The sequence below is a fragment of the Pseudomonas sp. SDO5522_S412 genome (genome assembly GCF_054071215.1).
This window is the reverse complement of the sequence record NZ_JBSVWQ010000042.1, coordinates 13025-39966: the sequence shown is the minus strand read 5'-3', so window position 1 is coordinate 39966 and position 26942 is coordinate 13025. Positions and strand designations below refer to the sequence as shown.

Sequence of the window (26942 nt, the reverse complement as noted above, 5' to 3'; positions counted from 1 at the left end):
CACATTCGGTGCCTGGCACACCGCATTCGCGAGCAAGCCCGCTCCCACATTTGTTCGGCGCTGGTCTTAAGTGCGCAGGTGGGTCAGCGGCAGCTCGGTGCTGTTGAGCACCTGGTTCAGCACAAAGCTTGAGCGCACGCTGGTGACGCCTTCGATGCGCGTCAGGTGGCCCAGCAGCAGCTTCTGGTAGTGATCCATGTCTGGCACCACCACTTTCAGCTGATAGTCGGCGTCCATCCCGGTCACCAGGCTGCATTCCAGCACTTGCGGCAAGGTGCGGATGGCCGCTTCGAAGTTCTCGAAACGTTCGGGGGTGTGTCGGTCCATGCCGATCAGCACGTAGGCCGTGAGACTCAGGCCGAGCATCTTGCGGTCGAGCAAGGCGACCTGGCGGGCGATGTAGCCGTCGTCTTCGAGTTGCTTGACCCGGCGTGAGCACGGCGAAGGCGACAGGCCGATGCGCTCGGCCAACTCCTGGTTGGAGATCCTCGCGTCGCGCTGCAATTCCGCCAAAATACTCAGGTCGTATCGGTCAAGTTTGCTCATGGGGCTGGCCTTTGTCGTAACTATTGCGGTGAATTATCTATCCAGGGTTAAAAATTGCGCAAGCACTGTTTATTGACGCAATCTTCGCAATCATCTGCCCGAGGCCGAGGCGTAGAGTTATCAACAGAATCACTGCCCGGACATACAGTCCACTGCAGCCCGCCAATAAGGCCGGCTGCGGCCGCCAACCCCACAGGGTTGCCCCGGCCCCCGGGCTGCACACTGTCCACAAGACGGCGTGAGGTGAGCCAACGTCAAAAGCGTTGAGCCAGGACGAAGTTCTCAAGGGGCGACCGACGGGTCGCCCCTTTTTATTGCCTGCGAAAATACTTCTCGTGACTGATAACCTCTCGCAGAACCGGGCCCCGGTTTTCCAGTCTTACGTGTAGGCCCTAATCCGCAGTGAGGAATAGCATGAAGCGCATCTGGCGTTTGGCAGGTGTTGGTTTGCTGATGATGAGCGTTGGTGCGCAAGTGATGGCCGACGACCCGCCACGCCAGGAAGGCGGTGGTCAGCATGAAAGAGGCCCGGAAGGGCATCCAGGCAATAATCAGCCTCGGCCGCAGAACAACCAACCGCGACCACAAAATAGTCAACCGCGCCCTGTAGCCCCTCGGCCCGAGAACAATCAGCCGCGTCCGCAGAATCAGCATTTCGAAAACAATCAGCCACGGCCGCAGAACCAGAACATTGAGCGCCCGAACGGAGGTGGCCAGTGGCAAGGTCGCCCGCAAGGCAATCAACAGCAACCTCCGCACCCGGCGCCGCAGCCGGCCAATAACCTGCCGATCCAGGGTCGCCCGGATACCGTGCGCCAGACCCAGGAACCGCGTCAGGGCAATTACCAGGACATCCCGCGTCGCAACGACGGCAACCAGCATTGGCAGGCCGGCAATGGCGGCCAGGGTGGCCCGGGCCGGCCCGGCTTCAACGGGGGTAACGGCGGTGGCAATAACCACCCCAACGATCACCGCTGGCCAGGCCGCCCCGACGGGCACGGCAATGGCTGGGGCCCAGGCCCGCAATACCGTCCGGGTTACATCGTCGACCGCTTCCCCGACCGCAATTACCGCGTGCCGTATCGCGGCCAGGACTACTTCTTCTCGGGTGGCTACTGGTATCGCCCACAAGGCCCGCGCTATGTCGTCGTGACGCCGCCTTACGGGATTCGCGTGCAATACCTGCCCGACTACGCGCGGGAAGTGTGGGTGGGCAGTGCGCTGTTCTTCCTCGCCGCCGGTGCCTATTACACCTACGAAGAAAGCAGCCAGCAGTACGTTGTGGTGCAGCCGCCACCCGCCGCGCCAGCGCCGCAACCCGTGCCCCAGGGCAATGGTTATGACGTGGTGGCTTACCCGGCCAACGGCCAGTCACCGGCGCAGGTCCAGCAGGATGGTTACGACTGCTATCGCTGGGCGGTGCAACAAAGTGGCTTTGACCCAAGGACCGTCACCTACGCCCCCGACCCGGCCGTGGTGCAAACCTACCGCCAGGCCCAGGGCAACTGCCTGAGCAGTCGCGGCTATCAGGTGCAGTACTAGGCCTTCGCGCCCTTGACCACTTCCTGCGGGTCGGCGTGCACCAGCACTTCGGCTCGCGGGTAGGCGTTGTGGATGGCATCGGCGGCCTGGTCGCTGATGCCGTGGGCCACGGACAAACTCAATTCCCCCGGTAACTCCAGGTGCAGCTGCACGAACCAGTGGCTGCCGGAAATCCGCGTGCGCAGGTCATGGGCACCCAATACACCGGGCACGCTGCACGCCAGTTCGAGCATGTGCTGGCTGACATCCGGCGGCAGTTCCTCGTCCATCAGCACCGAAAAACTTTCCCGGGCGATCTGGATGGCGCTCCACAAAATGTAGGCCGCGATGCCCAGGCCGAACCAGGCGTCCACCTGATGAAAACCAAACGCCGCCAGCACCAGCGCCACCAGGATGCTGCCGTTGAGCATCATGTCTGAGCGATAGTGCAGCGAGTCGGCGCGGATGGCGTTGGAGCCGGTTTCGCGGATCACCCGGTATTGCAGGATCAGCAGCGCCGCCGTCAACGCCAGGGACAGAACGATCACGCCAATACTCAGCCATGGCGCGCCCACAGGTTCCGGATGCTGCAAACGCTGGAACGCCTGGAAGGCGATCAACACCGCACTGCCGGCGATGAACAACGCCTGGGCCATGCCCGACAGGGATTCCGCCTTGCCGTGGCCATACCGGTGATCGTCATCGGCCGGGCGCAACGCGTAGTGCACGGCCAGCAAGTTGAGCAGCGAGGTGACGCCGTCGAGCAGCGAGTCGGTCAGCCCGGCGAGCATGCTCACCGAGCCGCTGAGCCACCAGGCGATGGCCTTGGTCACAATCAGCACACAGGCCACGCCGACGGAAGCGCGGGTGGCCAGGCGCAACAGCCGGGCGTGTTCGGGACTGGTGGTCATGGGGCGGGTCAGTCCTTAAGCGGCGGGTTGCAGGCCCAGGGTGGCGAGTTGTTGCACGCTGCCCTTGAACTGGATCATGCGCGGGTCGTCCAGCGGCAGATTGCGCCCGGTTTCTTTCTGGATGATGGTTTGCAGCTTGGCGTTATCGACCTTGCCGTCGGCGCCGATGGCTTGCTGGAGTTTTTCCGGAGCTACCTGGGCGGTTTTGCCCGGCTCGAAGTAGATCGCGCCGGTGGCGAAGTCGACACCAAAGGCGATCAGGCCCGGGATCACGTAGAACAGCAGGCCGACCGCATCGAGCACGGCAATTGCCGGGTCGATCTTGCCGTCGATCTGGCCCCGGCGGTCGGGGTAGAAAATCGAGCCGCAGGCCGTCAACTGGCTCAGCAGGGTGACGGCCAGAACACCGCCGATGACACGGGAAGCAACACGCATGGGACTCTCCTTGAACATAATGAAAGTGACTATAAGCCAGTCTACAAGGCGACGATGATCAAGTGTGGGAGCTGGCTTGCCTGCGATGGCGGTGGTTCAGTTTCAGGTGTGTTGGCTGACACACCGCTATCGCAGGCAAGCCCGCTCCCACCTTTGACCGCATTCCAGTCAGTACGGGGCCGTGTCGTTGAGACCACCACCGACACCCGGCAGTTCGCCGTTATACTCGCCGCTCTGCTTTGGAGCCAGTATGAATTCGTTGCCAATCGATGATGTTTTACCCGCCCTGCGTGACGCCCTGGCGACGCGCCATGAAGCCGTGCTCGAAGCACCGCCCGGCGCCGGTAAAACCACACGGGTGCCATTGGCGCTGTTGAATGAACCCTGGCTGGCCGGGCAAACCATCCTGATGCTCGAGCCCCGCCGCCTGGCCGCCCGTGCAGCGGCAGAAAGGCTGGCCAGCGAGTTGGGGGAAAAGGTCGGCGAAACCGTTGGCTACCGCATTCGCCTCGACAGTAAGGTCGGCCCCAACACCCGCATCGAAGTGGTCACCGAAGGCATCCTCACTCGGCGCCTGCAGGATGACCCGGCACTCGACGGCGTGGGTTTGTTGATCTTCGACGAGTTCCACGAACGCAGCCTGGACGCCGATCTGGCGCTGGCCCTTAGTCTTAATGGTCGAGACCTGTTTCGCGACGAGCAGCCACTGAAGATTTTGCTGATGTCCGCCACCCTGGAAGGCGAACGCCTGGCCGGGTTGCTGGACGACGCGCCGATCCTGCGCAGCGAAGGGCGCATGTACCCGGTGCAGATGCGCTGGGGCCGGCCATTCCAGCCCGGCGAATTTATCGAGCCACGGTTGGTGCAGACCATCCTTGAAGCCCTACATGATGAAACCGGCAGCGTGCTGGTGTTCCTGCCGGGGCAGGCCGAGATTCGTCGGGTTAATCAGCAATTGGCTGACGCGCTGGGCGATAACCCCGAGGTGCTGCTATGCCCGCTGCACGGCGAACTGGACCTGGCCGCCCAACGCGCCGCCATCGACCCGGCGCCCGCCGGCAAGCGCAAAGTGGTGCTGGCCACCAACATTGCCGAGACCAGCCTGACCATCAACGGCGTGCGCGTGGTGATCGACGCCGGGTTGGCGCGGGTCCCGCGTTTCGACCCGGGCATCGGCATGACCCGTCTCGACACCCAGCGCATCTCCCGCGCCAGCGCCACCCAGCGTGCCGGCCGGGCAGGGCGCCTGGAGCCGGGGGTGTGTTATCGGTTGTGGTCCGAAGACCAGCATGAAGGGCTGGCGGCGTATTCCAGTGCGGAAATTCTCTCGGCGGATCTTTCCGGTTTGGCCCTGCAATTGGGCCGCTGGGGCGTGGCGCCTACTCAGTTGGTATGGCTCGACGTTCCGCCCACCGCGGCTTATGCACAGGCCCAGGATTTGCTCGAGCGCCTCGGAGCGTTGAGCGATACCAAGCTGACCGCCCACGGCCAGAAAATGGCCGGGTTGCCGGCGCACCCGCGAATCGCTCATTTGCTGCTGCGTGGTCAGGATCTGGGCCTGGCGAGTATGGCCTGTGACGTGGCGGCACTGTTGGGTGAGCGCGATATCCTGCGTGGTGCCGGTGCGGATTTGCACAGCCGCCTGGCCCTGTTATCCGGTGAAGAAAAGGCCCGTGGCACCCAGGGCGGCGTGCAGCGTGCCCGCCAACTGGCGCGGCAATACCGTGGCTATTTAAGAGGCAAGGCAGAGCAGCCGGTGGCTGATCCCGATCATCCGCGCTGGCTCGGAGCCTTGCTGGCGCTGGCCTACCCGGACCGCGTCGCCCAGCAACGGCGGGCGGGCGGTGCCGAATACCGCCTCGCCAACGGCCGTGCCGCGTTGTTCGCCGAAGCCGACAGCCTGATGAAACAACCCTGGCTGGTGATTGCCGATCTGGGCAGCCGCCAGGGCCAGCGTGAAGAACGGATTTACCTCGCGGCGGATTTTGATCCGGCGCTGTTCGACTCGGTGTTGGCCGAGCAGGTGCGTAATGTCGACCAGCTTGACTGGGATGAGCGCGAAGGCGTGCTACGCGCCGAACGCCAGCGCAAGGTCGGCGAACTGGTGCTCAGCCGCGAACCGCTGACCGGCCTCGACGAGTCCGCCCGCAGCCAGGCGCTGGTCAACCTGGTGCGGCGCAAAGGCCTGGAACTGCTGCCCTGGACCCCGGAGCTGCGCCAATGGCAGGCGCGGGTGATGCTGCTGCGTGGTCTGGATAGCGGCAAGGCCAGTGAATGGCCGGATGTCAGCGACAGCGCCTTGCTTGCCAGCCTGGAACACTGGTTGATGCCTTACCTGGGCAAGGTGTCGCGCCTGAGCCATTTCGCCAATCTGGATATTTCCAGCTTCCTGCATAACCTGCTGCCGTGGCCGTTGCCGGCGCGGTTGGACGAGCTGGCGCCGCACCATCTGAAGGTGCCGTCGGGCTCGTCGGTGCGGCTGGACTACAGCGAGCAGCCGCCGATTCTGGCGGTGCGCTTGCAGGAATTGTTCGGGCTGGCGGATACGCCGCGGATTGCCGGCGGGCGGCAGGTGGTCAAGCTGCACCTGTTGTCGCCGGCCAGACGGCCCGTGCAGGTGACGCAGGACCTGGCGAACTTCTGGCGCAGTACTTACGCCGAGGTGAAGAAGGATTTGAAGGGGCGATATCCCAAGCTATTCCATAAGTTGGACCCATGGGTAGATTCACTTAACAAGAAGTGATTGACAGTTTTCGCAAAGACGCCCTTCTGTAACATGGATCGTTGACAGATCGTGCCTGAAAATCCTCGTGAGCGGGGATACAGCCGGAGGGGGAATCGCGCGGATAGGGCTTTTGCAGCTCGTTCTGAAGGTCTTTGTGCATGACCGCGCTACTCGCTGCTTTGAGGTAGAAGGCAGCCTACAGCTGCTTTAGTTGCAATACGGCCTCCAATCTCACTGCGGCGGGGTGAGGGAATTGATTAGGGATGCATCGAAAACGCCTAATCGATACTGTCGTCTCATCTACGTTAAAGGTGAGTCATGTCCTATCGAAATCCTCAGCACGAAGCGCGCCTGGTTCTTCTTTCGACCCTTCGAAACGCCTTCTCAAGTCTCTGCGTCAGTGAAGCGCCCGACGCAAAAAAAATCCTGCTGGAAGGAAGCGGCTCTGAAATTGTGTATCAAGTTGGTGAGGTTGGTGGAGACAACTACCCTGATTTATATAATTTCCCGTTTCTGTTTCATTTAAATGGATATCCGTGGAAAGAGGCTAATGATTATCTGCTGAACCTAATGCGTGAAAAGGCTCCGATCAATCGGCGCACTGGCGATGTTCGGCGTCGTGCCAGCAAACTACTTGATTACCTGTTGTTCTGTGAGGATAACAATCTTGATTGGCTCGACTTCTCCGGTGCTCGGCCTCCACTTCGTCCGACATATAAGTATTTCTACCACTTGATTAACGAAGGCAGCCGCAGTAATCAGGTGATAAATCAATACACAGGTGTTATCTACCACTTTTATAAGTACGTTTCCGAGTATTGGCATGATCTCGACATGAAACGTGTAGATACGATCAAGCAGGTACGGTTCATCGCGCAGGGGTTTAAAGGTGTCAAGGTCGTAGATGCAGAAAAACGCAGCCAAACGCGACGTACGTCGCCGGGTAGTTCTGTGCAGCTAGGGTTCGTTCGCGATGACGGCGAAGACCTCAGGCCGCTTTATAATCTTGAGTTGGGTGCGTTTCTGTCCACCATTCGCAATGAAAAAGAATGGTCTGCAGTTGAGCGATTGATCCTGATGACCTCGCTAATGACGGGCGCCCGCAAGCAAACCGTTCTGACCATGCGCTTGAAGAATTTGAAAGGCTTTACAGAGGACAAACTGGAGCGGGAGGGTGCCTATAAATTACATGCTGGCCCCTGCACAGGCATCGATACGAAATACGACAAACCGCAGGTCCTGTACGTCCCGAAGCAACTTGCCGAAGAACTTGTTACGCTTGCCAAAAGCCCAATGATGAAGAAACGGAGGAAAAAGTTTCTAGCTCAGTTAGAGACAAGTCATCCCGGTCTGACGCTGGAGGAAGATGATATGTATCTGTTTCTTTCAGATCAAGGTAACTGCTACTACATGGCCAAAAGCGATCCGCGCTATACGATTGTTAAGTCGCCGCAGACAGGGCAGGTCACGGAAACAGTTAAGCGCAAGTTGATCCAGAAAGCCTCTAGCCCATTTCCGAAAGACTTTTCATATCACTGGCTGCGAGCGACCTTTGGATATCAGCTCTACCAGCGCCTGCAGGCATTGGTTCAGGAGGGAGAGTTGAAGCCGGGCGAAGACATTGATTTTATTCAGAAGCGCATGCACCACGAGTCCAGGGGAACGACAGAGAACTACCTAAAGTTGTTCAAGATGACTCACGAAAAGGTCATTGCCCAAGAGGTTTGGGAGAGGAAGTTGTTCAATGGCGGCTACGCGGTGCTGAAGGTGGAGGCGCAAGATGAATAGTCGTCAGCAATTTGAGCATCGTGCCAATACGCAGATTATTACGATGAGTGAAGTCACTTATGAGTTTGCTGAGCCTGAGCGCTTGCGTTTGCAACTGTCTCCGAAGGTGATGAAGAAGCCGTTGGATATTGGCAGTTTTGCATATTTGCTGCGTGGTAAGAATGAAAGCGTTCGGGATGATCGCGGCACGCCGGTAGGGATTGAGTCTTTTGTCGAAGGCCGTCGTGAACTGATTGTGAGGCTGCTAGAGTCCTTTATCGGTCTGCGTGATAAGACAGTCCTATTGCGATTGACACTTACCGCATATTTTATCGACTGGCTGAACGCGCAAGGCTACAGGGAAATTTTTGCCAGTGCAGCGCAAGCCCAGCAAGCCTATCGAGACTATACCGCGCACCTGAATCATCAAATAGCCCATCATGTATTGAAGCCCGTCAGTGCGAAAAATAGTCAGTTGAATGTTTCAAGGATTATTGAACTGCTTTATCCAGAAGACAGTCACCATATCCTAGCAGGTGCGGTCCCGATCATTGCCGAAAAAGGTTCTGAGGCAGCCAGCGCTGCCCATGTTGAGGTGTGCCGGGACGCTTGTTTGGCGATTGCCCAGCAATGCAGTGTTTTCGTCCTGAACAGCCAGCCATATCCCTTTGTTGTGAGCATCAGGGATTATGAGGTGGTTGTGTTTCCATCAAGCCATGGTTGGGTTGGCCCATTCAAGACGTCGCCGCTTAATTATAATGCCGGCGAGCGACGGATTGCGACGGTCGAAGAATATTTGGCAGCTGCTGACAGGTTGGGGCGAAGGCTATACAAAAAATCGGAAGCAGAGCGCACTCTATTAAACGCACAAGCGAGTTTGGATGCGGCCAACGAATATGGGCGCTACTGGCACCGGCTTCAAGTGGCGGGTTTTGCCGCGAAAGCCTACGCAAGCCTTTTCCTTATGATCACAGGCGCCACGCCGACCGAGTTTGACCAGTTTAGCTATATAGACGCGATCGAGGTTGAGAAATCTCCAATCAAGAAAGAGTTGTCGGCTGTGAAGTTCCGGGCGGGCGGGAAATCAACTCTTTATAACATCGGGCGTGACACAGGGTTGCCGCTGCTCAAGGAGTACCTGAAGCTCCGTGAGTGGATTCTGAATGGCGTGTCGCATGAGCGGCTGTTCTTTACGATGCCCGCGAGTGGCGAACTAGCAAGCCCCGATAACGAATTTTCTGAATTTAACACAACTATGTTGATGAAAAAATTCTTCAACTTCATCAGCGGCACCTTCCTTGACCCCAAGGTACCAAGACTTTCGCCGCGCAAGATGCGCAAGTACAAGAGCCTTGGGATGCATACCGCTGGCGTGTCGCCGTCCACGGTAGCGGCAACCTTGAATCAGAGTTTGATGGTCAATCTTTCGACTTATTCGGAGGCTACTCCTGAGCAGCAGAAAGCTGAGTTCGGACAGTTTTGGCAGGCCATGCGCCATACAGCAAAAGTCGCGTTTGAGCGCAGCCATAGGCCTGCAGAAGGCGAGATCGGAACGGCGGCGGGTCACTGTGACGGGTTCAGTCGGCCGATTCCTGTGCATGATTTAGGGGCTGTTGTAATCGAGCCGAACTGCCGCAGCCAATACGGCTGCTTGTACTGCGAGCACTATATCTGTCACAGCGATGAAGAAGACCTGCACAAGATTGTGAGCTTGCAGTATGTGATCAATGCGGTGCGTGAAGCCGCGCCCGATTCGGCTCATGCTGAAGCGCTCTACAAAGAGTTGTCGATACGAATCGAGTTCATCCTTGAGGCGCTTGGCGAGCGTTCGAATGCGGTGAAGCAGTTGGTCGAAGCGATCAAGGCCAAGGTGTTTGAATACGGTGAGCTCACGCCTTTCTGGGAAAGCCGTCTGAGCCGTTATGAAAAAATGGGAGTGGTATTTTGAACGCTGTTGTCCAGTCCATCGGCAGTCTCTTTTCCAGCGGCCAGTTTTCGCCAACCAGTGAGCCAGATAAGGCGCCGCAACTCTACGGCAAGCCCGCACCCGAGTTCGTTCTTTGTCGTGATGCGAAAGGCAACGCCACGGCGGCATACGGTGAGCGCGTTTGGGACTTTAACCCATACCGGCTGAGTGCAAAAAAACTCGCGCGAATACGTTTTGATACGGTATTCAACGAAAGTGGCCTACAGCAGCAGGCGCTGATCGAAGAAGCCAAACATCTGCTGTATTGCCTGATCTATTTTGCCGGTGGCGGGCGACTCGGTAAGCTGAGCGCAAGCACATTTTGCCAGTATTGGCTATTGCTGCGCTTAGCCATTCAGTTCTGCTATGAGCAGAAACAGAAGCCCATGGTTGGCGTGCTGTCCTTGCGGCAGATCTTTACCGTGCCGGTTTATCTGGCGGCTTTTATTGGCCAAAGTAGCTTCGATAAAAAGGTTTTTTCTGGGGTTTTGAAAGGCTTGGCCAGGGTGGGCGAAGAACGGTTGGGTTATGCCGTGATCAATCCCGCCAAATTTGATTTGTCACGACCAGAGCACAAGCAGCATCCAGTCATTCCGACACGAATCTATTTGAATCTCATCAATCTTACTGGCGACCTGCTCGATCAGCTTTATGTAGGTGTTGGGCGTTTCGAGTCCTTTATCGCCTGCTTTGCTGATGAGCATTACGGCATTACTCATGACAGACAGAATTCTTTGGGGGTTGGTGGCAAGGCGCACCGGCGGCCCGACATGGGGCAAGCGATCAAGGATCATGGTCTGACTTTAGTGTTTGCTGGTGAGTTTGAGTGTTCTGGGAGGAGAAATCTGCAACTGCGCTTGCTCCGAATGCAGTATGTGGTGAAAACGGTGATCCACCTCTATACCGGCATGCGCGATCAGGAGGTGATGCGAATGCCGTATTACTGTTTGTCCGATCAAGTCGTCAGGCAGGTGGTCGTCGATGATCTGGGCATTGAACGTGATAAGCCGCGGTCAGTAAACGTCCTCTCAACCACCACAAAATTCACCGGTTACAACCGAGAAGCCGCATGGTTCGCGCCGAGGGAGGTCGTCAAGGCGGTCGAAGTCGCCCAGGCGATTTGTCGCGGACTCGCCAAACTCTACAAAATCGAGTTGGATGCCCGTTGCCCGCTGTTTCTCAACCCTTCCATTGTTGGTTATGCGCGGAACAGTGCCGAAGTTGGCGTGACGAGTTTTAAGGCGAGAGGGACACAAAGAACTGCTTTGCACGGGCTGTCGATTCATCCAGAGGACTTACAGGAACTGGCGCAGAGCGATCCTTCTCGTGACTTTTACAATGAGCCAGCGTTTGCTGCAGGCCAGCCTTGGCCGCTGACAAGTCATCAGTTTCGGCGCTCGCTGGCATTCTATGGCAGCAGTAGCGGTTTTCTTTCCTTGCCGACGCTGCGGGCGCAGTTCAAGCACATGACGATTGAAATGTCGCGCTATTACGCGAATGGCTACGATAACCTGCGTACCATTTTTGGCTACTACGACGACAAGAAGAAGGACTTTGTGCTGCCAAGCAATCACTTCGCCTTCGAGTATCAGATGGCCGTGCCCATGTCGGTGTCGAACCAGTTGATTGCCGATCTTCTGTTTAATGAGGAACCGTTGTTCGGCGGCACCGGCTCGTACATGGAGAAACAGAAAGAGCGGGTTAAGGCGGGTGAGATTCAGATTGAAGATGTCCGCGCCGACACCGAACAACGGGTTAAAAGCGGTGCAATTAGCTACCGTCCGACACTGCTCGGTGGCTGTACTAAGGCGGGCCGTTGCTACTCCTTCATGCTCGGTGACTACACGGAATGCCTGTCTTGCGAGGGCGCGATTATCAAGCCTTATAAGCTCAATGCGGCGATTCAGGATGCGGAGAATGAATTGTGCAGTTACGCAGAAGGCTCGGGCGAATATCAAATTGTGAAGGGCGACATTGAGCGTTTAACCGCCTTCAAAGCCCGCCTGATTGACTCAGTGGAGGTTTAACCATGAAGCCTGGTGACGGAACAAGCAAGGGGGTGGGCGCCTGCGAGGAAGCCTTGCAGCGCCTCTTGGTTGGTAAGCCTGTTGTGCGCGAGCATGTTGGTTTAGACCTGTCGAAACTCACTGCCAGCATTGTCAGCCTGGAGGCTGGATTTGATCGTGGCTACTTGAAAAAGTCGCGTAAAGCGCATTTACCGCTACTGGCTCAAATCGAGGCGGTTCGGGCAGAGGCCGGCAACGGGGCGGGTTCATTGAGCGGCAAAAAAATCCGGCAGATGGAAAGTCAGCTGGCCGCGTTGGAAAAAACGCTATCAATCGCTCAGATGCAGCGTGACAACGTGCTGGCTCAGAATATGAAGTTGTGGCAACGGGTGCGCGAGCTGGAACATTCGATGGCTTATAGCCGCTCGGGCCACTCGGAGAAGGTCGAACCCTTACTGCGTAGTGACAAAGGCGTGACCTTCACCTCGGCGTGAGCTTATTCGAAAATTTCCGTGTTAACGGGGTGGCCCCCAAGAGAACTTCTTGCGCAGCTTTGTCATTGCGACGACGAAATAATTCAGCTTGAGCCGACTGGCACGATTAAAACCGCTTGATCAGAAAGATGTAGGTTTCTCTGGAAGCCTGCTCCAACTGACTCATTGTGTCGAGCTCGATATGACTCTCAGGCAAACTCAGCAGCACTAGGCTTGCAGCTTTCTGCATGGGGTCGATATTCGTGTTCTGCAGTGACTATGAGAAAAGCAGGGCCTGGCTGCATGCTAAGGCCAAAGACGCAGGATCGCTCTCGGTTGACAAGGAGGCGTATCTAGATATTGAGATGGCGATCAAGCTGCGGGAGCGGACGGAGCATGAAGTTTCAGTACGTTGGTGGCAGCCGCGTCAGCAGAAGTCTCAGAAAGGCAAAAGCCCGGAAATTAGCCGGGCTCTGCAAATCCCTCAAGGGGTTAAAGCTCAAGTGCCTCAAGGGCTACCGTGAAAACTCTATGGCCGGTTGACTCAAATGTCAACATTAGCCAGATAAGACTGACTCGCTTCCCTCACGGGCTTGGGACCTTGCAGCTTTGCAACTTCTAAAAAGCATGTAGTCAATGTGTGCCGTAATGTGTAGTCGTCAGAGTCCGAGTAAGCTTTCCTAACGCTGTCAAACCGAATGTGAATTGTAAGCGTCCGGCCATCACGCCTTACGTGATTGAGCCGGTTGCCACTTATGCGGCAGCAACTGGTCGATTTCACACGCCCGCTGAACCGGCAACTTCCTGCAGGCCCCCATCCACGATGCCTTGACGCCTTGGAAGGCTGGATCGCTGTTCGCTTGCGGCGCCGCTGGGGCCTTTCCGGTACTGACGAATACCGAGGCCTGCGCCCAGGTTCGAAGCTGGTTACTACACACAAGGGTCAAGCCTTTGAACTGGCGTTCAAACATCGTGAGCTGCACGGAAGGCCAGAGGTTTATAGGGCCTGTGATTCGCTCCAACAGACCATTAGCAGGCTCTACCGGCAGGCGGGTATCAAGCAGGGATCGTCGCACAGCGGCAGGCGCTCACTAGCGGCCAAGATACTCGCGGCAACAGGCGATTTTGAGACGGTGCAGACGATACTCGGTCATTCCAGTATTGATCACTGCAAGCCTTACTTGGCAGTCAACCAAGCAACAATTCGGCATGCATTCGAGATTGCGCTGGCATAGAGACATCAGTAGTGTTTGTTGGATCCATTTTTGCACAGGAACGTGGTCCGGGAGGCCTTTGGCCCGGTTGTAGTTGAACAGGAGAAACCCGCACCTGGTTATCCAAGCGCCCCTCAAGCCTCGCAGTCCAGTGAGGAGCTGCGCCAATGGACTAATTTTACATTCATGCAAGCTAAGCTTTATTGATGATCCCACGTCGCTTCAGCTCCATACCCTAAGGGTTCGAATCTGAGTCGGCTTTTCGTGAAGTGCGGCCAACATTTAGGTTCGGAACTAGGAGGCAAGGATGACGTCGGCTTTGATGGATTATCAACAGTTCGTGCGCTGGATTCATGCACCCGAGAATGCTGCCTCTGAGGACGCTCGCAGGGTCGCCAATATCGTCCTTCAGCGTTTTGTTGAGGTCGCAGACACCAGCCGGCAGCGTAACCAGCGATCTGCTCTACTGATTGGTCTGATGCGCGAATCACTCGCAACAACGGCACCGACGCTACCCCTGATCGCACCTCCGCCGCCCGGAGACGGTTGGCAATGGCACAAGCTGAAGCACTTGAAGGTAGGCCCATTCAGGGGTTTCCGGTACCCCGAGCCGTTTGATCTGCATGAACGTATCACTCTGTTCTATGGGCCCAATGGCAGTGGAAAGACCAGTTTGTGCGAAGCTTTAGAATTCGCTTTGCTGGGGGCTGTCGATGAGTCTGGTATGAAGCGCATCGCGGTGGGACGGTATCTTTCCAACCATCACGAGGGTAGGTATCTCCCACCCGAACTCAAGGCTGTCACGGCGCAAGGGCAGATGATTCCCGTTGTCGCTGATTCAGAGGCCTATCGCTTCTGCTTTATCGAGAAGAACAGAATCGATGCCTTCTCTCGAATTGCAGCCAAACCGTCAGGTGAGAAAACAGAACTTATCGCCGCGTTGTTCGGCATGGATCAATTTAACGAATTCGTGGGTCACTTCAACGATTCGATGGAAGCGCTTTTGACGCTTTTGGCTTCGAAGCAGGTCGAGCTAACGGTGAAGCGCGGTTCTTTGAATAAAGACCACGAAACCGTCGCCAATGAAGCTGCTGCGCTCGCACACCAGGCGCAGATCGAGAACGCTTATGCTACGAGCGTTCAGCCGGGCATGACCTATTCAGACTTGCTTGCCGCCCTCGGGAGCGAGGCGAGCCCAGGTCACCTGCAGCAACTGGATGCTCAGCTTAACCAGCCTCCGGCTTTCATCTATGGCATCAGCAGCTCCGAACTCGTTCGGGCGTATCAAGTAGCCGACGAATCTCAACAAGTGGTGATAGATGTCACTTCCGAACTCGCAGCGCGGACTTACGACTCTTCATTCCAGGCTCTATACAATGCTGTTATAGGGCTCCAGCATGTCGCGTGTGACCATTGTCCAGCCTGTGATACCCCTTTCGCAGGTGAGCATCGTGTCGTGCACAACCCGTACGAAAAGGCGACAGCGGGGTTGGCCGGGCTGAAGGTGCTCAAAGAAATCCAGGGTCGGCATCATCTGGCGATCCAAGTACGTAATGCGGCTTCCGAGGCTCTGCGGGTCAAGCTTTCGGAGTTTGCACTTCGTGTGGGTGCAACTGCTGAAAGTGACCATCCTGCGGCGCGTTATCTGGCAAATCCGGGCGTCGACCCTCTGCGCGATTGGTGGCGAGACGGGTACAATTCGGATGGGACAGTTCCGTCGTTGGCTCAGCAGGCTGTGGATTGGGCAGGGCAGTTGGAGCGACAGGACACCCAGTCTGCGTTGGCCAACGCAGAGCGCAGCAAGCTGGTAACTGAGCGGGACCGACTAAACCACGCTAGAGTCGACGTCGGGGCGCATGCGATGACACGCCGTGGCTTGGCTCAGGCTGTGCTGCAGGCGAAAAAGCGCATCGCTGACTTTGAGCAAGACAATGCCCAGCTGATTAAGTCAGCTGCCGATGAAGCCAACGCGATCCTTCGCGACCGTCGTATCAATATCGCCTATGACCAATTCCTGGTCTTGCTGCGCAGGTACAAGATCCAACTTCCTGGCACCTTGATGGCGGGCCTAAATTCCCTAGCTCTTGAGCTGTACAACGAGTTCAACGTCCGCGACCTTGATGCTGACAAACTGGCTGGGCTGAGTCTTCCGGTGACAGGGGAAGGGCGAATCGGGCTTTCCTTCCGAGGCAAGCCGGATGTATCGGTTGATGCGTTGCAGATACTCAGCGAGGGGCATGTGCGGTGCTTGGGGCTCGCTATCTTGCTGGCCAAGGCCTTGAAGATCGCAGCGCCGGTGATTGTGTTTGATGATGCCATCAACGCGATCGACCACGAGCATCGGCAAGGGATTAGGGAAACAATATTTGAGAGCGAGCGGTTCGCGGGCACGCAGTTGCTCGTGACCTGCCACTCCAATGAGTTCATGAAGGACGTCCAGAATCGCGTGCCCAGCGAGCACTGGATTTCATATGTGTTCCGGCACCACAACGGGAACTACCAGCCTCGCGTGCTTGGGAATGTCGCCCAGCAAACCTATTTGCTCAACGCCCGCGCTGCAATTGACCGAGGTGATGCGCGCACGGCATTGGCGGAGTCACGACAAGTGCTGGAAATGTTGACGGACAAGATGTGGAGATGGCTAGGTAAGTTCGAGATGGGGACACTGAGTCTGAAGATCGCCGGCTCTGGTGCTGAGCCGACCCTGCGCGGCCTCTGTGAAGCCATACTCGCTCGTCTGAACAAGGCGCCTGAATTCTTGCATCTAGACAAGCCCATCGTCATACAGTCGCTCAGTCTCATCTTGGGCCAGCCCGAGCAGTCACTGGTTTGGATGTACCTGAACAAAGGTACGCACGAGGAGGCCAACAAGGACGATTTCGATGATGCACTTGTTGAGCAAATTGTACGGCAGCTTGAGACGCTCAATTGTTTGAGGCTGAAGGGGCGTTAGCTTCATGCTGATAGAGGATGAAGACTGCTGGCCTACAGAGGTCTGAAGGTAAAATCGCACTCTGTACCTCAAGCCCCGCCGTCAAAACGTGGGGCCTTGTCAGTAGGAGAGGCGCAGTTTTCGCGCTTTGGTAAAGATAGGGAATCAGATGCAAAAGCGGCGGTGTAATCTGTGTCTAAGGCGCTCAGCTATGACTGAGGATCACCTCTTTCCTCGCGGGCTAGTTTCGCCCGGTCAGCGTCGAGTGACAAAGATATTGCACAAGGTTGATCCAACCTTTAGAGGGCGGCAAGGGACCTTTCTCGCGCAAAACGGCGTCAAGAAAGCCACTCTTTGTGCTGACTGTAATAACCGGGTTCTCGGTACCGAGTTGGACCCATCATTGATTGCCGTTTACCGGGCTGCATCGAAGGCGCTGGAGATCGGCCGTTTTTCTGCTGCGGCCACTCTGCACATCCATCACGTCAACCTCAACTATGTTGCTCGCGCAGTTGCTGGACACTTGCTGGCCTTGGATGAAGCCCCACAAGCTCGGCACACGTTTTCACGGTATCTACGTCGTTTTGTCCTTCAAAAACAGGTCGGACTGCATTCTACTTTACGGTTCCATATGTGGCTTTACCCCTCAAAGCATCAAGGGATGCTCAAGGACCTGCACCATTTTGAGTTCGGGGCAGCAGAACAACTGATGTGGATTTCTGCATTCAAGACCTACCCCCTTGCATTCGCATTTAGTACAGAAATTCTGAATCCGAGCTTCCAGCTCGCGGGGATGATGGACTTAACAAAGTTTCTCAAACCCGAAGATAAGGTGTTGTATGGCATGAGGGTACCTCTGCGGCCGATTGTTGACTTCAATTGGCCATTTGCCGCTCATCGCAATGGCGGGATTCTAACGGGTGCGAACGACAGCGTGACGACCTTACCATTTCAAAAAACGAAAGTGCTCTGACAGGTTGCAGAATTCCTCGCGTATATTGAGGCTCAGACCTACAAGCCCGAGTAGAACGGAAAAAACCATGAAGCATATCGTCTTCGCATCATTGCTTGCTTTCAACATGACTTCCAGCTCCATCAACAAGCCAATAAGTTAACGGAAAGTAGCTATGCCCACGAACGAAATGCGCAGGCGCGAATGGACAGCTGCAGGCTACAAATCTGACATGGGCAGCGCTATTGCGAGTCACCCTCCAGCGGACAGTTCTATGATCCGCCTATACAACCTTACCAGCGTAAAACACGCACTCAGCAACATCGAGAATCACCGTCTCAAGGTATCTCGCTTCGCGGATCTGAATGACCCTTTCGAGCTACTTGCCGCAAACTTCAAAGAACACAAAACGCGTCAGGTTATGAGGGATTGGAAGGATAAAAACCATTCTCGAATGGGCCTACTGTGCTTCGCCGGAGACTGGTCCGAGCCGGTAATGTGGAGCCATTACGCAGAGAAACACACAGGTATTTGCTTAGGATTTGACGTTTGTCGCAGCCAAGTTCAGCAGGTCAGCTATCAAGACGACCGAATTCTTGCCGCACTTGGCCCAAAGCAAACTCTTGCCGATCTGAGTGAGGAATTACAACAACAGTTGCTGTGTACCAAGTCCGCGGGATGGCGTTACGAGGAGGAGTACCGTCGATTCATTAACTTGGAAACTGCGCATGCTGACGGTCCCCTTCATTTCTGGCCAATGTGTGGTGATATTCAGCTGAGAGAGGTAATCCTAGGCGCCCTATGCGACGAGACGATCAACTCGGTAAGACAGAAAGTTGAGCGGCATTTTCCAAACGTCGTTGTATTTAAAGCCAGACTTGCATTTCAGTCCTTCAAGATTGTGCCCGATGCTCTGACGGTCACTTAGAGAAAGCGCGACCACCGATTATCCAGTCAAGGAAATCCGTATGAAAGCGAAGGATTTGGTCATTTGTAAATATCCCGAAGCAACTGCTGTAAAAGAAACTGGGAGTTTTGCTGGTGGCAACGTGCGATACAAAATTCTGGTCACACCCAAATCGCGAAATGTTGCTGGTTGGGGACAGCGCGAATCTTGGGCCTGGGCCGAAGCCGCTCGTGAACTCAAATTGATGTAGGAATTCGCTCAGCTGCGCCCAAGCCCCGGCCGAAAAACCGGGGTCGAGGACGTAGAAGCAGGGCGATTTTCGCGCCCGCGACAGAATCGGAATCACTGACAATGGTTTGTCTAAGCAGTATGAGAATTGAGCGACACACAGCTCCTGTCGATGAAAAAGTGCGTGAAGACGTGTTGGCCCTTGTTTCGCAAAATGTGACGGCACTAAGCCTGATACACCCCCCGGCAGATCATCCTAAGTTTGGGGCTTACTGCGCTGCTCTGCGTCTGGAAGTCCACACCTACCTCGAGATGGAAGCGCCCCGCCGTTTCGAGCTTGTGACAGTCTCATCTGATGGTGTAATGGCAGGTTTCACACTTTGCGGTCTGCCGTTGAACGGGTCATCTTCTGAGTGTGGGATTTATTACACCGCCGTTGCCAAGGCACTGAGGGGCAATGGGCTGATGAGCCTGATGATGAACGACATCACTGGACGTTATCCCTCAGTGGCTTTGTCTTGCGACGTTGCGCTAGTGCCACGTTATGAAAGATTTGGTTTCCGATGCGAATCTGTCAGGCACGGTCAGATCGTGATGTTCCGTGGAGATCCGGTAGAGGACACTCCAGTTTTGAGTACGCATGACCTGATGAATCACCCATCGGTTATGGCTCAACGCGAGAAAGCTCAGGCTGAATTTCCCCTCTATGAGCTTGACCGTGCAGATCGCGCTTTCGCAAAGAGAACGAAGGCCGCCGAGGATAACGCCAAACGTTTCTTCAAGGCCCGAAAATGATAGACCGCAGAATTCAAGGAAAACGAAGATGTTCAATCTAAGGCTGCAACCGCCGGAGTCGGGTGAAGCGTTCGACAAGCTGGTCAACAAACTTTCCCCCAACTTTCTCCGCGTCACTGATCGTCCTTGGGTTTATGGTCGAAGCGGTCAGGCGCAATTTGGGGTCGATCATTACCATCAGGAGAGCGGGAAAGCAGTTCAGTCGAAGAATCTTCAATCGATGACATATGCTGTTGTACTGGAGGAACTGGCTAAGACCCAGAAATTTGAGCATGTCATAACCCAGTATTACATCGTCTGTTCTACCCCTACGGATCGAGCACTGCAGGACAAGGTGATCGAGCTCAACAATGAGCGGCGCGCTGTAGGTCTGTTCCCCGTCGAGCTGGTGTTCTGGGACCAACTGACCGATATCATGAATGCTGATCCCGGACTAAGGGAGGATTACACTGGAATCCCGGGAATTAGCGCTCAGGTGGCATCTTTTGGACAGACGCTCCAAAGCAGGCCACTCGGCTCAGCAAGCGAGGCCAAGGCGCTCATCACCCAGTGTCTACCAGCGGAAAAATTTCTCATATTCCTTTTTTACTACGACTTCTCTACGGCACGGGTGCCATCCGACGCATTCGAGGCGGTGCAGCACGTCACTCAAAAGCTCCAGGATGTTCAGTTGTATAAAAACTTGGAGAGCAAACTCCCTAATGATCAAGCAGTTCAGGAGTTCCGATCGAGAGAGTGGGCATGGTGGGAGGCTTGGGAATGGCTTGCGCCTCTGTTGCCGCACCTTCAAGGGTTTTACGAGAGTATTCGATCGCAGACCTCGTGGATAGAAACAGAGGAGGGAGCCTTCATGGCGATTTATTCAGCCCACCAACCTTTCCACTCCTCCATGAAACAGCAGACTGCTCAGTGGAGAACAACCGCTCATGCTCTGGCGCATTTTTTCTTCGATCATTTTTACGACGGAGATATGGGATTTCCACCGTTTGTACTGGCCAAGTTCAAGCCGAGGTTTTCTTGGTGATCACGCGCTATACAACCTGTTCACCCAAAATATAAAAAGGTAGGAGAACGCTCAGTTGTACCTTCAAGCCCTGGCCTAAAAACCGGGGCCAAGGTCGTAGGAGGGGGCACTTCGCCGCCCCATTTTGATGGAACAGAGCTATGAGCGTAGAAACCTGCCGAATCTGTGAGTTTCTCCACGACCCTTCGGATGAAGAGGATCAAAAAGTCCACGCGGTTATTCATAAGAAGTTTGCGCGAGGCTCCCAACCAATCAAGGTTCGTGACTTTTCAAAGGCGTTTGGTTGGGCTGTAGCATTTAACGATGGAGGTCTCGAACGATTAAAGGATAATTACGACCCTGAACTTGGCAAGCTTGTTGTAGCGTTCTCCTGGTGGAGCCGAGCACTTTCAAATGGCGCTCCGGAGAAAGATTTTGATCGCTACATGGATGCTCACTTGGCATTTGCTGATTCGTTGGTAAGTGGTGTCGGCGAGAAAGAGGCAAGAGCGGCAATTCGAAAATGGGAGCAGTTCGCCGGCTAGCCTCCCATCCCAGGAAAACGAGCCATGGTGCTTTGAGGCGTGGGTGCAGGACTACTCCGATAGGGCCTGCGAGCGTCGGAAAGCGAGAGGTGCTAGCCCTTTCAACGAAACTACAGGCATCCGTGGACGCTGGAGCAGCATTTGGCACTTCTCCGCATGTCACTGTGTGGGAGTTTTCTCACGGGGCAGGGGCGGTCAATACAACGTACGTGAGTGGGTAAGGGAGGTTGACTCACTTTGGTCTAAGGCAGCGCAACTGGTCCATTCGAGCGTGAAACGAAGCGCTACGAAGGCTTAGGAAAATTGGCTAGCGCCCGTGGGCTTGCTGACTGCTGTCATCCAGGGCTACAAGTCGCCCAGTCCACCAGCCCCACGAACAACGGAAAAATCGCTGCACCATAAAGCCCGCCCTATGCGGGCCGAGGACGTACGAGCAGGGCGTACTCGGCCCTCGGAATCGACGGGTAGCGCACAGGGAGTTGGCAGTAATATGAGAGATAATTTCTCCGAAACCATCAAAAAAGCGCTTGCTAGCCGAGCAGCGTACTTTTGTTCCAATCCGCATTGTTTGAAGCTCACAATTGGACCCTCTTCTGTTTCGACCGAAGCGGTGAAGACGGGTCATGCTGCGCATATTCATGCGGCATCCGAGCACGGCCCCCGGTACAGCTCATCTCAAACCCCTGAAGAGCGCAAGTCGTTTGAAAACGGAATATGGCTATGTAGGGAGTGTGGCGTCATCATCGATAACGATCATCATGGGTACTCGGCCGATGAGCTTAGGAGATGGAAGGCAGATCATGAAGCAATGGTTACCGAGGTCCGCACTGAAGGGTATTCGCGCAGCCTAGCCTTGCTCCAAGCCAATCGGATGGAACCTCAAATTGCAAAGAAAATCATCGCCTCCCTGGAGGACCGTAGGTCTCTGTGGGTAACGTTTGATGCAGAGTTTCCCGACCGTGTTCGACAATCGTTGGATGAACTCCGATCACGATTCTTCGCCATTCGCGGCGATCTAGTGGATGGAACCCCCCTAGATCAGATTTTGCTGTCGCTCACCAAGACCATCCTGACGTTTTTCAACACGGTTGAGTCTATAGACATGAGGATTTTGCGCTGTGACGGGGGCAACCCCGAGTGGCGACAGTTCAGCGATGCACTTGCAAGTCTAAGGAAAGCGATCGCGTTGCAGATTGTGAACATCGCGGATGCTTATGGCATTGCGTTAAGCTCGGACCTGAAAAGCATGGCACCACGCAAGGCCTGACCACTTCCGTATTAGGCTCTCAAAGGCACTTGAGACGCTAACCAGATAATTCGAGGAAATCACTCAGATATAACACAAGCCCCGCCCTGAAAAGTGGGGCTGAGTCAGTGGAAGCACAAAGTTTTCATAGCGCTAACCAGGGAGTTGTAAAAATGTTCACTCTTTCAACGACGTTCACACAAGCCGAACAGGAACAGGCTTTGCGCTTATCTCGGGCTTACTATGTCGATCTGATCAATAAGTATGTGAAGCCGCATGGCCCTACCAGTAGCCTCTGTATAGCTCAGGTAGAAACCGAGGTGCGGGCTTATCTTGATGACGCACGAACCGGCTGCTACCAGGTACGTGCTGGGGCGGTATTCGCGAAAGATCGAGCTACTGAAGAGATTATTGGCTTCGCCATCTATCTCGGTGGCAAGACCCCGCCAACGGATTGCGGCCTTAACTATGTTGTGGTTGACCAGCGTTATCGTCGCCAGGGGATCATGAAGGCGATGCTTGACGTCATCATGCAGAAATTCACTTTCATCGGCTTATCCTGCAACGTGGACAAAGTGCCGTACTACGAAGCGTTAGGGTTCAGAATCACTGGTAGCGACATGATGCAGGTTGGCATGAGTTGGGGTCTAAACAAGCCCCACGGTGTGATGACCGTACTGGGCTTCGATAACAGCGAGCCGATCCAGACGGCCGTTTCTGCCTTTATGCGTAACTCAGCTGGCAGAGGGGAAGCAATTCTTGCTGAGCTCGGTCGCATCCAGGAGCTGAAAATCTCCGAGGTGGAGACCTATGTGTCTAAGCGTAAAACGGGCCTCAGCCACGCTGATGCAATCTAACCCGGTCTGCAACGTTCCTTGACCAAGGAAAACACCCAGGTACGCCCAAGCCCAGCCAGATACTGGGCCGAGGCCGTAGGGGAGGCGCAATTTTGTGCCTTCGCAAATGACGAAAAAAAGGGAAGGAATACTTGAATGGGGCTAGAGAGCAGCGAAAGCCAAATCGGAGTATTGAGAGCTGCTGCGCATTTCATCAGGACCGGGCGCATGGATCTAGGGGCAGAACTGGTCGAGAAATTGTGCCCTGGTAACGTGCATGTTACCGGCGTTGGTGACTACGACCGTTGCCAGCTAGTGCGGTTGAACCTGGAGCGTGGGTTTCAGTTGGGAGGGCTTGATTCTGTTGAGCCAGGTTTCGACCACGAAAAGCTCTGACATGACGAGTATCGCTGATTCGTTGCACAAACTTTCGAAGTAAGCAGGGAAACGACCAGGTACGCCTAAGCCCAGCCCGTGCTGGGCCGAGGCAGTAGAACCCACCCCCCTCACGATCAAGCCCAAACTGGCGGAGAAGTTTTTATGACGAAGACCATCGACAAGGAGTTCGTGCGGCAACGCGACGACGAACTGATCGCGCAGGACTTGAAACTCCACCAGCGGCCGATTCACGTGGCGATGGCCTGGATGAAGGCCAACGGCATTTCCGGCGATCTGTTCGACAAGGCGATATGGGACCCACTCATGGCGATCTACCATACGCTCTACCCGGCAGGTGATTTCTCGATGCCAGCGATGCTCAAGGGCGGCGTGGCGCTGCGTGACCAGATGTATCCGGTTCGAATCGCCGTAGGATACGGGGGAGCCTCGATTAACCCCATCGACTGCATTGAGATACCGCACGATGAGCTGGAACTTATATTTGAACATTATCCAGACCAGGGTTGGCGTGCCCTTTATGGTGTCGCCGACCTGTGGGATTTCGCCTATGGAGTCAGTGATCTGGAGCATGGGACTGGGGATGCGCCTCAGCTACTCGCTAACGCGCGCTCGTCCCTCTCAGCGACCGCTCGCATCCTCGCCGGTGACATCGATATCGACGCGGCCGCACAGACGATCTGCTTGACCGCGGAACTGGCGCTCAAAGGGGCACTTGCCGCGCGCGGCTGGACCGAGGCGCAATACCGCAAATTGTCGCACCAACTGATTAAGCTAGCCGACGCGCTGATCGGCGAAGTATCGACTGCGCACGACGATCGTCTTCGCGGCGCTGTTGCGCAATTCCCTGACTATGTCGGTACCCGATATGCATCGCACGGCATGACTCGGATCGAGCTGATGGTACTTGCGATGCGAGCTCAGTTTGTTGCAGCCGAGGCGTTGCGCCGTGTGTCTGATCGCGATCTCGCGTCGATGCTAGAAGCTGATCCTCGCAACTGCCCACGACCAGTTCTTTGGTGATGATGAGGTTGCGTGCTGTGTTGTCTTCAATGAACGTCAGATGTATAGGTCATTCCTCACCGCTGCGAACGATCATCTACTGACAATCACTGATAGAACGGAAAACCACGCCCAGCCATGCGCTGGGCTGAGGTCGTAGAAGGGCACGATTCACGCTGCCTAGGTTCCTGCAGAGGAAGGAATGCGAGTAGATAAATGTGAGGGCTGCAGCGAGAGATTTGAGGTTATTGAGATAGGCGGTGGTCAGCCACATAAGCCAGAAAGCATCGACATTAAGTGTCCGTACTGTGGACATCAGAAGTGGGAAAAAACGACAGGCTACTTCATTACTAAAAAACTTGGACGTGGGTAGGAAAACGCGACACCGCCCAAGCCCAGCACCTGCTGGGCAGCGGCAGTAGCCTGCTACCGAGGAACAAATTCGTGAGCTACTGGCACGTTCTGGCGGGACTTACGATTTGCAGGACTACTGATAGGAAATCGCGGCGGATCTGCCGCCCAGGTACACCACACTCACATCTGTTGCTGCTGGCCCATAAGGAAGTGAACCATGACAATGCTCGACAACGCTGTGTCCTCAATCCGCTTGGGAGTTGAGGACTTTAAAGCCATCCCAGCCGACGAGGCCCGTGCTCTGTCTGCGATCCGAAACCTCTCTGCCGGGCTGCTGTTGATGTTCAAGGTGAAGCTTCAAGAGCTGAGCCCGGCTGACTCCAAAGAAGCATTGCTCAAACAGCATGTGACTACAGGTCTAGATGCCGATGGCAATCCAGTTTGGGTCGGTAAAGGAGGACAGACAGTCGATGTCCGAACAATCCAAGAGCGCCTTAAGAACCTCGGAGTGGAGGGCATCGACTGGCCCCTTCTAAAAAAGCTGACAACCATGCGTAACGATGTCGAGCACTACTATTCAAAGCTGCCTGCATCAGGTTTGGCCGAAGCCATGGCCGCTTCCTTCCACCTCATCCAGCAGTTCGTGCCGCGCTATCTCGACCGAACACCAATTGAGCTACTCGGTGGTGAACTCTGGAAGTTCCTGACGGCCCAAGAGGCTTTTTATAATCGCGAATTGAAGATCTGCCAAACAGCTAATAAGCAGGTGCCTTGGGGGCATGAGCTTCTAAGGAGCTCGTTGGAATTACTGCAGTGCCCTGCCTGTAGATCGCACCTTATCAAGCCCGTCACGTTGGTGAGCTCTGCATCGGAGATCGCCTTTGAATGTACCTGTTGCGCCTATAACGCCACTTATGCTGAGGCAGCTGAAAAAATCGCGACAGAGCACCATTTCGCTGATCTGTACTACGCCTTAACTAAGGGAGGTGAAGCCCCGCTGGAGCATTGCTCCTCGTGCGGACACTTCACCTACCAGACTGAAGAGTTCGAATGCATTCTATGCCTTGAGGACAGTCCTGGCCCAGCTTGCGCCGAGTGTGGCGCGACGTTGGAGTCGGAAATCGATAACGACGACGATATGACTCGGCTGTGCGGCATGTGCCGCTACGCCATCGAGGCTGACTGACCAACTGGCGGCGACGCTCGTTCAAATGGAGGTTGATAACGGTCAAGTAAAAGGTGTGGAGCCATGAGAGGTCCCAGTGGCTCTGTCCTGCTAAGAGCACATTGCTCCCCTAACAAACAGTCTAGAAAGCAAAAAAATGCTTGGAGAAGGGCTGTAGCCTGAGCAAGCGCTGAGTTCGAGGAAAACATGGCGGCACTGTATCTGGTGCCGCTGACCAGATGATCGAACACAACGTGAAGTGGTAAAGGGGGATGACCCGTTTTTATCAGACTGATCAGCAACGATGACACAAAGGAACTGTATGCAATATCAACTCAAGGACACCGTTCTGCGCGTCTTCAACACCGGCTACCTTTTCGCAGACATCAATAATGATCTGGGCGAATGGAGCAAAACGGCAGAGACGCAGCCGCTTCTCGCCCAGATGGCTTATGCGTATGCCAGGCGCATCGCGGTTCAAGGCTTGTACGCTCAGGGGCTTGTAGATCGTAATCTGGTTGATCACGTAACCGGCATCTTCAAAGCCATGCAAGTGAAGACTGGGCAAACCGTGGAGTTCCAAGAGCAGGCACTGGTTGAGGCGACGGCGTTGATTATTGGCTATCACCCATTGGCGACTGGTCATTTCTCGAAGAGCCTGGCTCAGTGGTATCGGGTTAACTCAGATGTGGGGCAACATCCTCGACTGGCGGATGCCGAGTTGTTCCGAATGGTGCTAGACCACGCTTACGCTGTGCAAGAAACTTTGAGGCCTGAGCAGGACAGCAGAGTGAATCTCCCCTAATTCCATAGACGCGCTCAATTGTCTGACTTTTGCCAATTAGCCAGTTCTGAATGACGGAAGCGGGTCGGAAGTCGCCTGACCCGATCGGCGGCTTTTGGCCGCCAGCTGCCGGTCAAGGCGCTCCCGTTGTGCTGGTCAAATTCGATGCAAACAGCTGGTCAGGTCGAATGCAAATGACAGGTCATTGGCAATGCAAACGGGTGGTCAAGTGG

At 55.3% G+C, this 26942-nt stretch carries 22 protein-coding genes; 19 read left to right on the top strand and 3 right to left on the bottom strand.

Going from position 1 to position 26942, the window contains the following annotated elements:
- Positions 1-66: 66 nt before the first annotated feature.
- Positions 67-546: an Lrp/AsnC family transcriptional regulator gene (locus tag ACW9I6_RS12285; protein ID WP_003194418.1), complete on the bottom strand. Its 480-nt coding sequence runs from the start codon at positions 544-546 to the stop codon at positions 67-69.
- A 414-nt stretch (positions 547-960) separates the two neighbouring features.
- On the opposite strand from ACW9I6_RS12285, the gene ACW9I6_RS12280 reads away from it, so the two are divergent.
- Positions 961-2088, top strand: coding sequence for a DUF6515 family protein (locus ACW9I6_RS12280; RefSeq protein ID WP_177020943.1), 1128 nt, complete (start codon positions 961-963; stop codon positions 2086-2088).
- On the opposite strand, the gene ACW9I6_RS12275 is transcribed toward ACW9I6_RS12280, so the two are convergent.
- Positions 2085-2978 carry a cation diffusion facilitator family transporter gene (locus ACW9I6_RS12275; RefSeq protein ID WP_087693591.1) on the bottom strand — a complete coding sequence of 298 codons (894 nt, stop codon included), beginning with the start codon at positions 2976-2978 and terminating at the stop codon, positions 2085-2087. The two genes, ACW9I6_RS12280 and ACW9I6_RS12275, sit on opposite strands and share 4 nt — an antisense overlap.
- 15 nt (positions 2979-2993) lie before the next feature.
- Positions 2994-3413: a hypothetical protein gene (locus ACW9I6_RS12270; protein ID WP_003215492.1), complete on the bottom strand. Its 420-nt coding sequence runs from the start codon at positions 3411-3413 to the stop codon at positions 2994-2996.
- Between the two features lie 250 nt (positions 3414-3663).
- Between ACW9I6_RS12270 and hrpB the strand changes: the two genes are divergently transcribed.
- From hrpB to ACW9I6_RS12180, 18 genes are all read left to right on the top strand, one after another.
- Positions 3664-6156 carry an ATP-dependent helicase HrpB gene (gene hrpB, locus ACW9I6_RS12265; RefSeq protein ID WP_457339365.1) on the top strand — a complete coding sequence of 831 codons (2493 nt, stop codon included), beginning with the start codon at positions 3664-3666 and terminating at the stop codon, positions 6154-6156.
- Positions 6157-6456: 300 nt separating this feature from the next.
- Complete coding sequence (locus tag ACW9I6_RS12260) at positions 6457-7926, top strand: site-specific integrase (protein ID WP_457339364.1); 1470 nt, start codon at positions 6457-6459, stop codon at positions 7924-7926.
- Positions 7919-9853, top strand: coding sequence for a hypothetical protein (locus ACW9I6_RS12255; RefSeq protein ID WP_457339363.1), 1935 nt, complete (start codon positions 7919-7921; stop codon positions 9851-9853). Before ACW9I6_RS12260 ends, ACW9I6_RS12255 begins: the two co-directional genes overlap by 8 nt.
- Complete coding sequence (locus ACW9I6_RS12250; RefSeq protein WP_457339362.1) at positions 9850-11898, top strand: integrase; 2049 nt, start codon at positions 9850-9852, stop codon at positions 11896-11898. Before ACW9I6_RS12255 ends, ACW9I6_RS12250 begins: the two co-directional genes overlap by 4 nt.
- A gap of 2 nt (positions 11899-11900) precedes the next feature.
- Entirely contained in the window at positions 11901-12371 is a 471-nt protein-coding gene (locus ACW9I6_RS12245; protein WP_457339361.1) for a hypothetical protein, read from the top strand.
- A 734-nt stretch (positions 12372-13105) separates the two neighbouring features.
- Positions 13106-13585 (top strand): tyrosine-type recombinase/integrase, encoded by a 480-nt coding sequence (locus ACW9I6_RS12240; protein WP_457339360.1) that lies wholly within the window; start codon positions 13106-13108, stop codon positions 13583-13585.
- 286 nt (positions 13586-13871) lie between these two features.
- The gene (locus ACW9I6_RS12235) at positions 13872-16517 is read left to right on the top strand and encodes an AAA family ATPase (RefSeq protein ID WP_457339359.1); all 2646 of its coding nucleotides are present in this window, start codon (positions 13872-13874) and stop codon (positions 16515-16517) included.
- 190 nt (positions 16518-16707) lie between these two features.
- Positions 16708-17469 carry a hypothetical protein gene (locus ACW9I6_RS12230; protein WP_457339358.1) on the top strand — a complete coding sequence of 254 codons (762 nt, stop codon included), beginning with the start codon at positions 16708-16710 and terminating at the stop codon, positions 17467-17469.
- Between the two features lie 154 nt (positions 17470-17623).
- Positions 17624-18376: a DUF2971 domain-containing protein gene (locus tag ACW9I6_RS12225; RefSeq protein ID WP_457339357.1), complete on the top strand. Its 753-nt coding sequence runs from the start codon at positions 17624-17626 to the stop codon at positions 18374-18376.
- Between the two features lie 40 nt (positions 18377-18416).
- Complete coding sequence (locus ACW9I6_RS12220) at positions 18417-18605, top strand: hypothetical protein (protein ID WP_457339356.1); 189 nt, start codon at positions 18417-18419, stop codon at positions 18603-18605.
- A 158-nt stretch (positions 18606-18763) separates the two neighbouring features.
- A complete protein-coding gene (locus tag ACW9I6_RS12215; RefSeq protein WP_457339355.1) occupies positions 18764-19378 on the top strand; it encodes a GNAT family N-acetyltransferase in 615 nt (204 codons plus the stop codon).
- A 28-nt stretch (positions 19379-19406) separates the two neighbouring features.
- Complete coding sequence (locus tag ACW9I6_RS12210) at positions 19407-20402, top strand: hypothetical protein (RefSeq protein ID WP_457339354.1); 996 nt, start codon at positions 19407-19409, stop codon at positions 20400-20402.
- Between the two features lie 140 nt (positions 20403-20542).
- Positions 20543-20926, top strand: coding sequence for a hypothetical protein (locus tag ACW9I6_RS12205; protein ID WP_106802971.1), 384 nt, complete (start codon positions 20543-20545; stop codon positions 20924-20926).
- Positions 20927-21416: 490 nt separating this feature from the next.
- Entirely contained in the window at positions 21417-22193 is a 777-nt protein-coding gene (locus tag ACW9I6_RS12200) for a hypothetical protein (protein ID WP_162946111.1), read from the top strand.
- A gap of 152 nt (positions 22194-22345) precedes the next feature.
- Positions 22346-23029, top strand: a complete 684-nt coding sequence (locus tag ACW9I6_RS12195; RefSeq protein ID WP_457339353.1) for a GNAT family N-acetyltransferase — start codon at positions 22346-22348, stop codon at positions 23027-23029.
- Positions 23030-23548: 519 nt separating this feature from the next.
- Positions 23549-24427 carry a hypothetical protein gene (locus tag ACW9I6_RS12190; protein ID WP_457339352.1) on the top strand — a complete coding sequence of 293 codons (879 nt, stop codon included), beginning with the start codon at positions 23549-23551 and terminating at the stop codon, positions 24425-24427.
- 550 nt (positions 24428-24977) lie between these two features.
- The gene (locus tag ACW9I6_RS12185; RefSeq protein WP_457339351.1) at positions 24978-25946 is read left to right on the top strand and encodes a hypothetical protein; all 969 of its coding nucleotides are present in this window, start codon (positions 24978-24980) and stop codon (positions 25944-25946) included.
- Positions 25947-26247: 301 nt separating this feature from the next.
- Positions 26248-26730, top strand: coding sequence for a hypothetical protein (locus ACW9I6_RS12180; protein ID WP_457339350.1), 483 nt, complete (start codon positions 26248-26250; stop codon positions 26728-26730).
- The last annotated feature ends 212 nt before the right edge of the window (positions 26731-26942 follow it).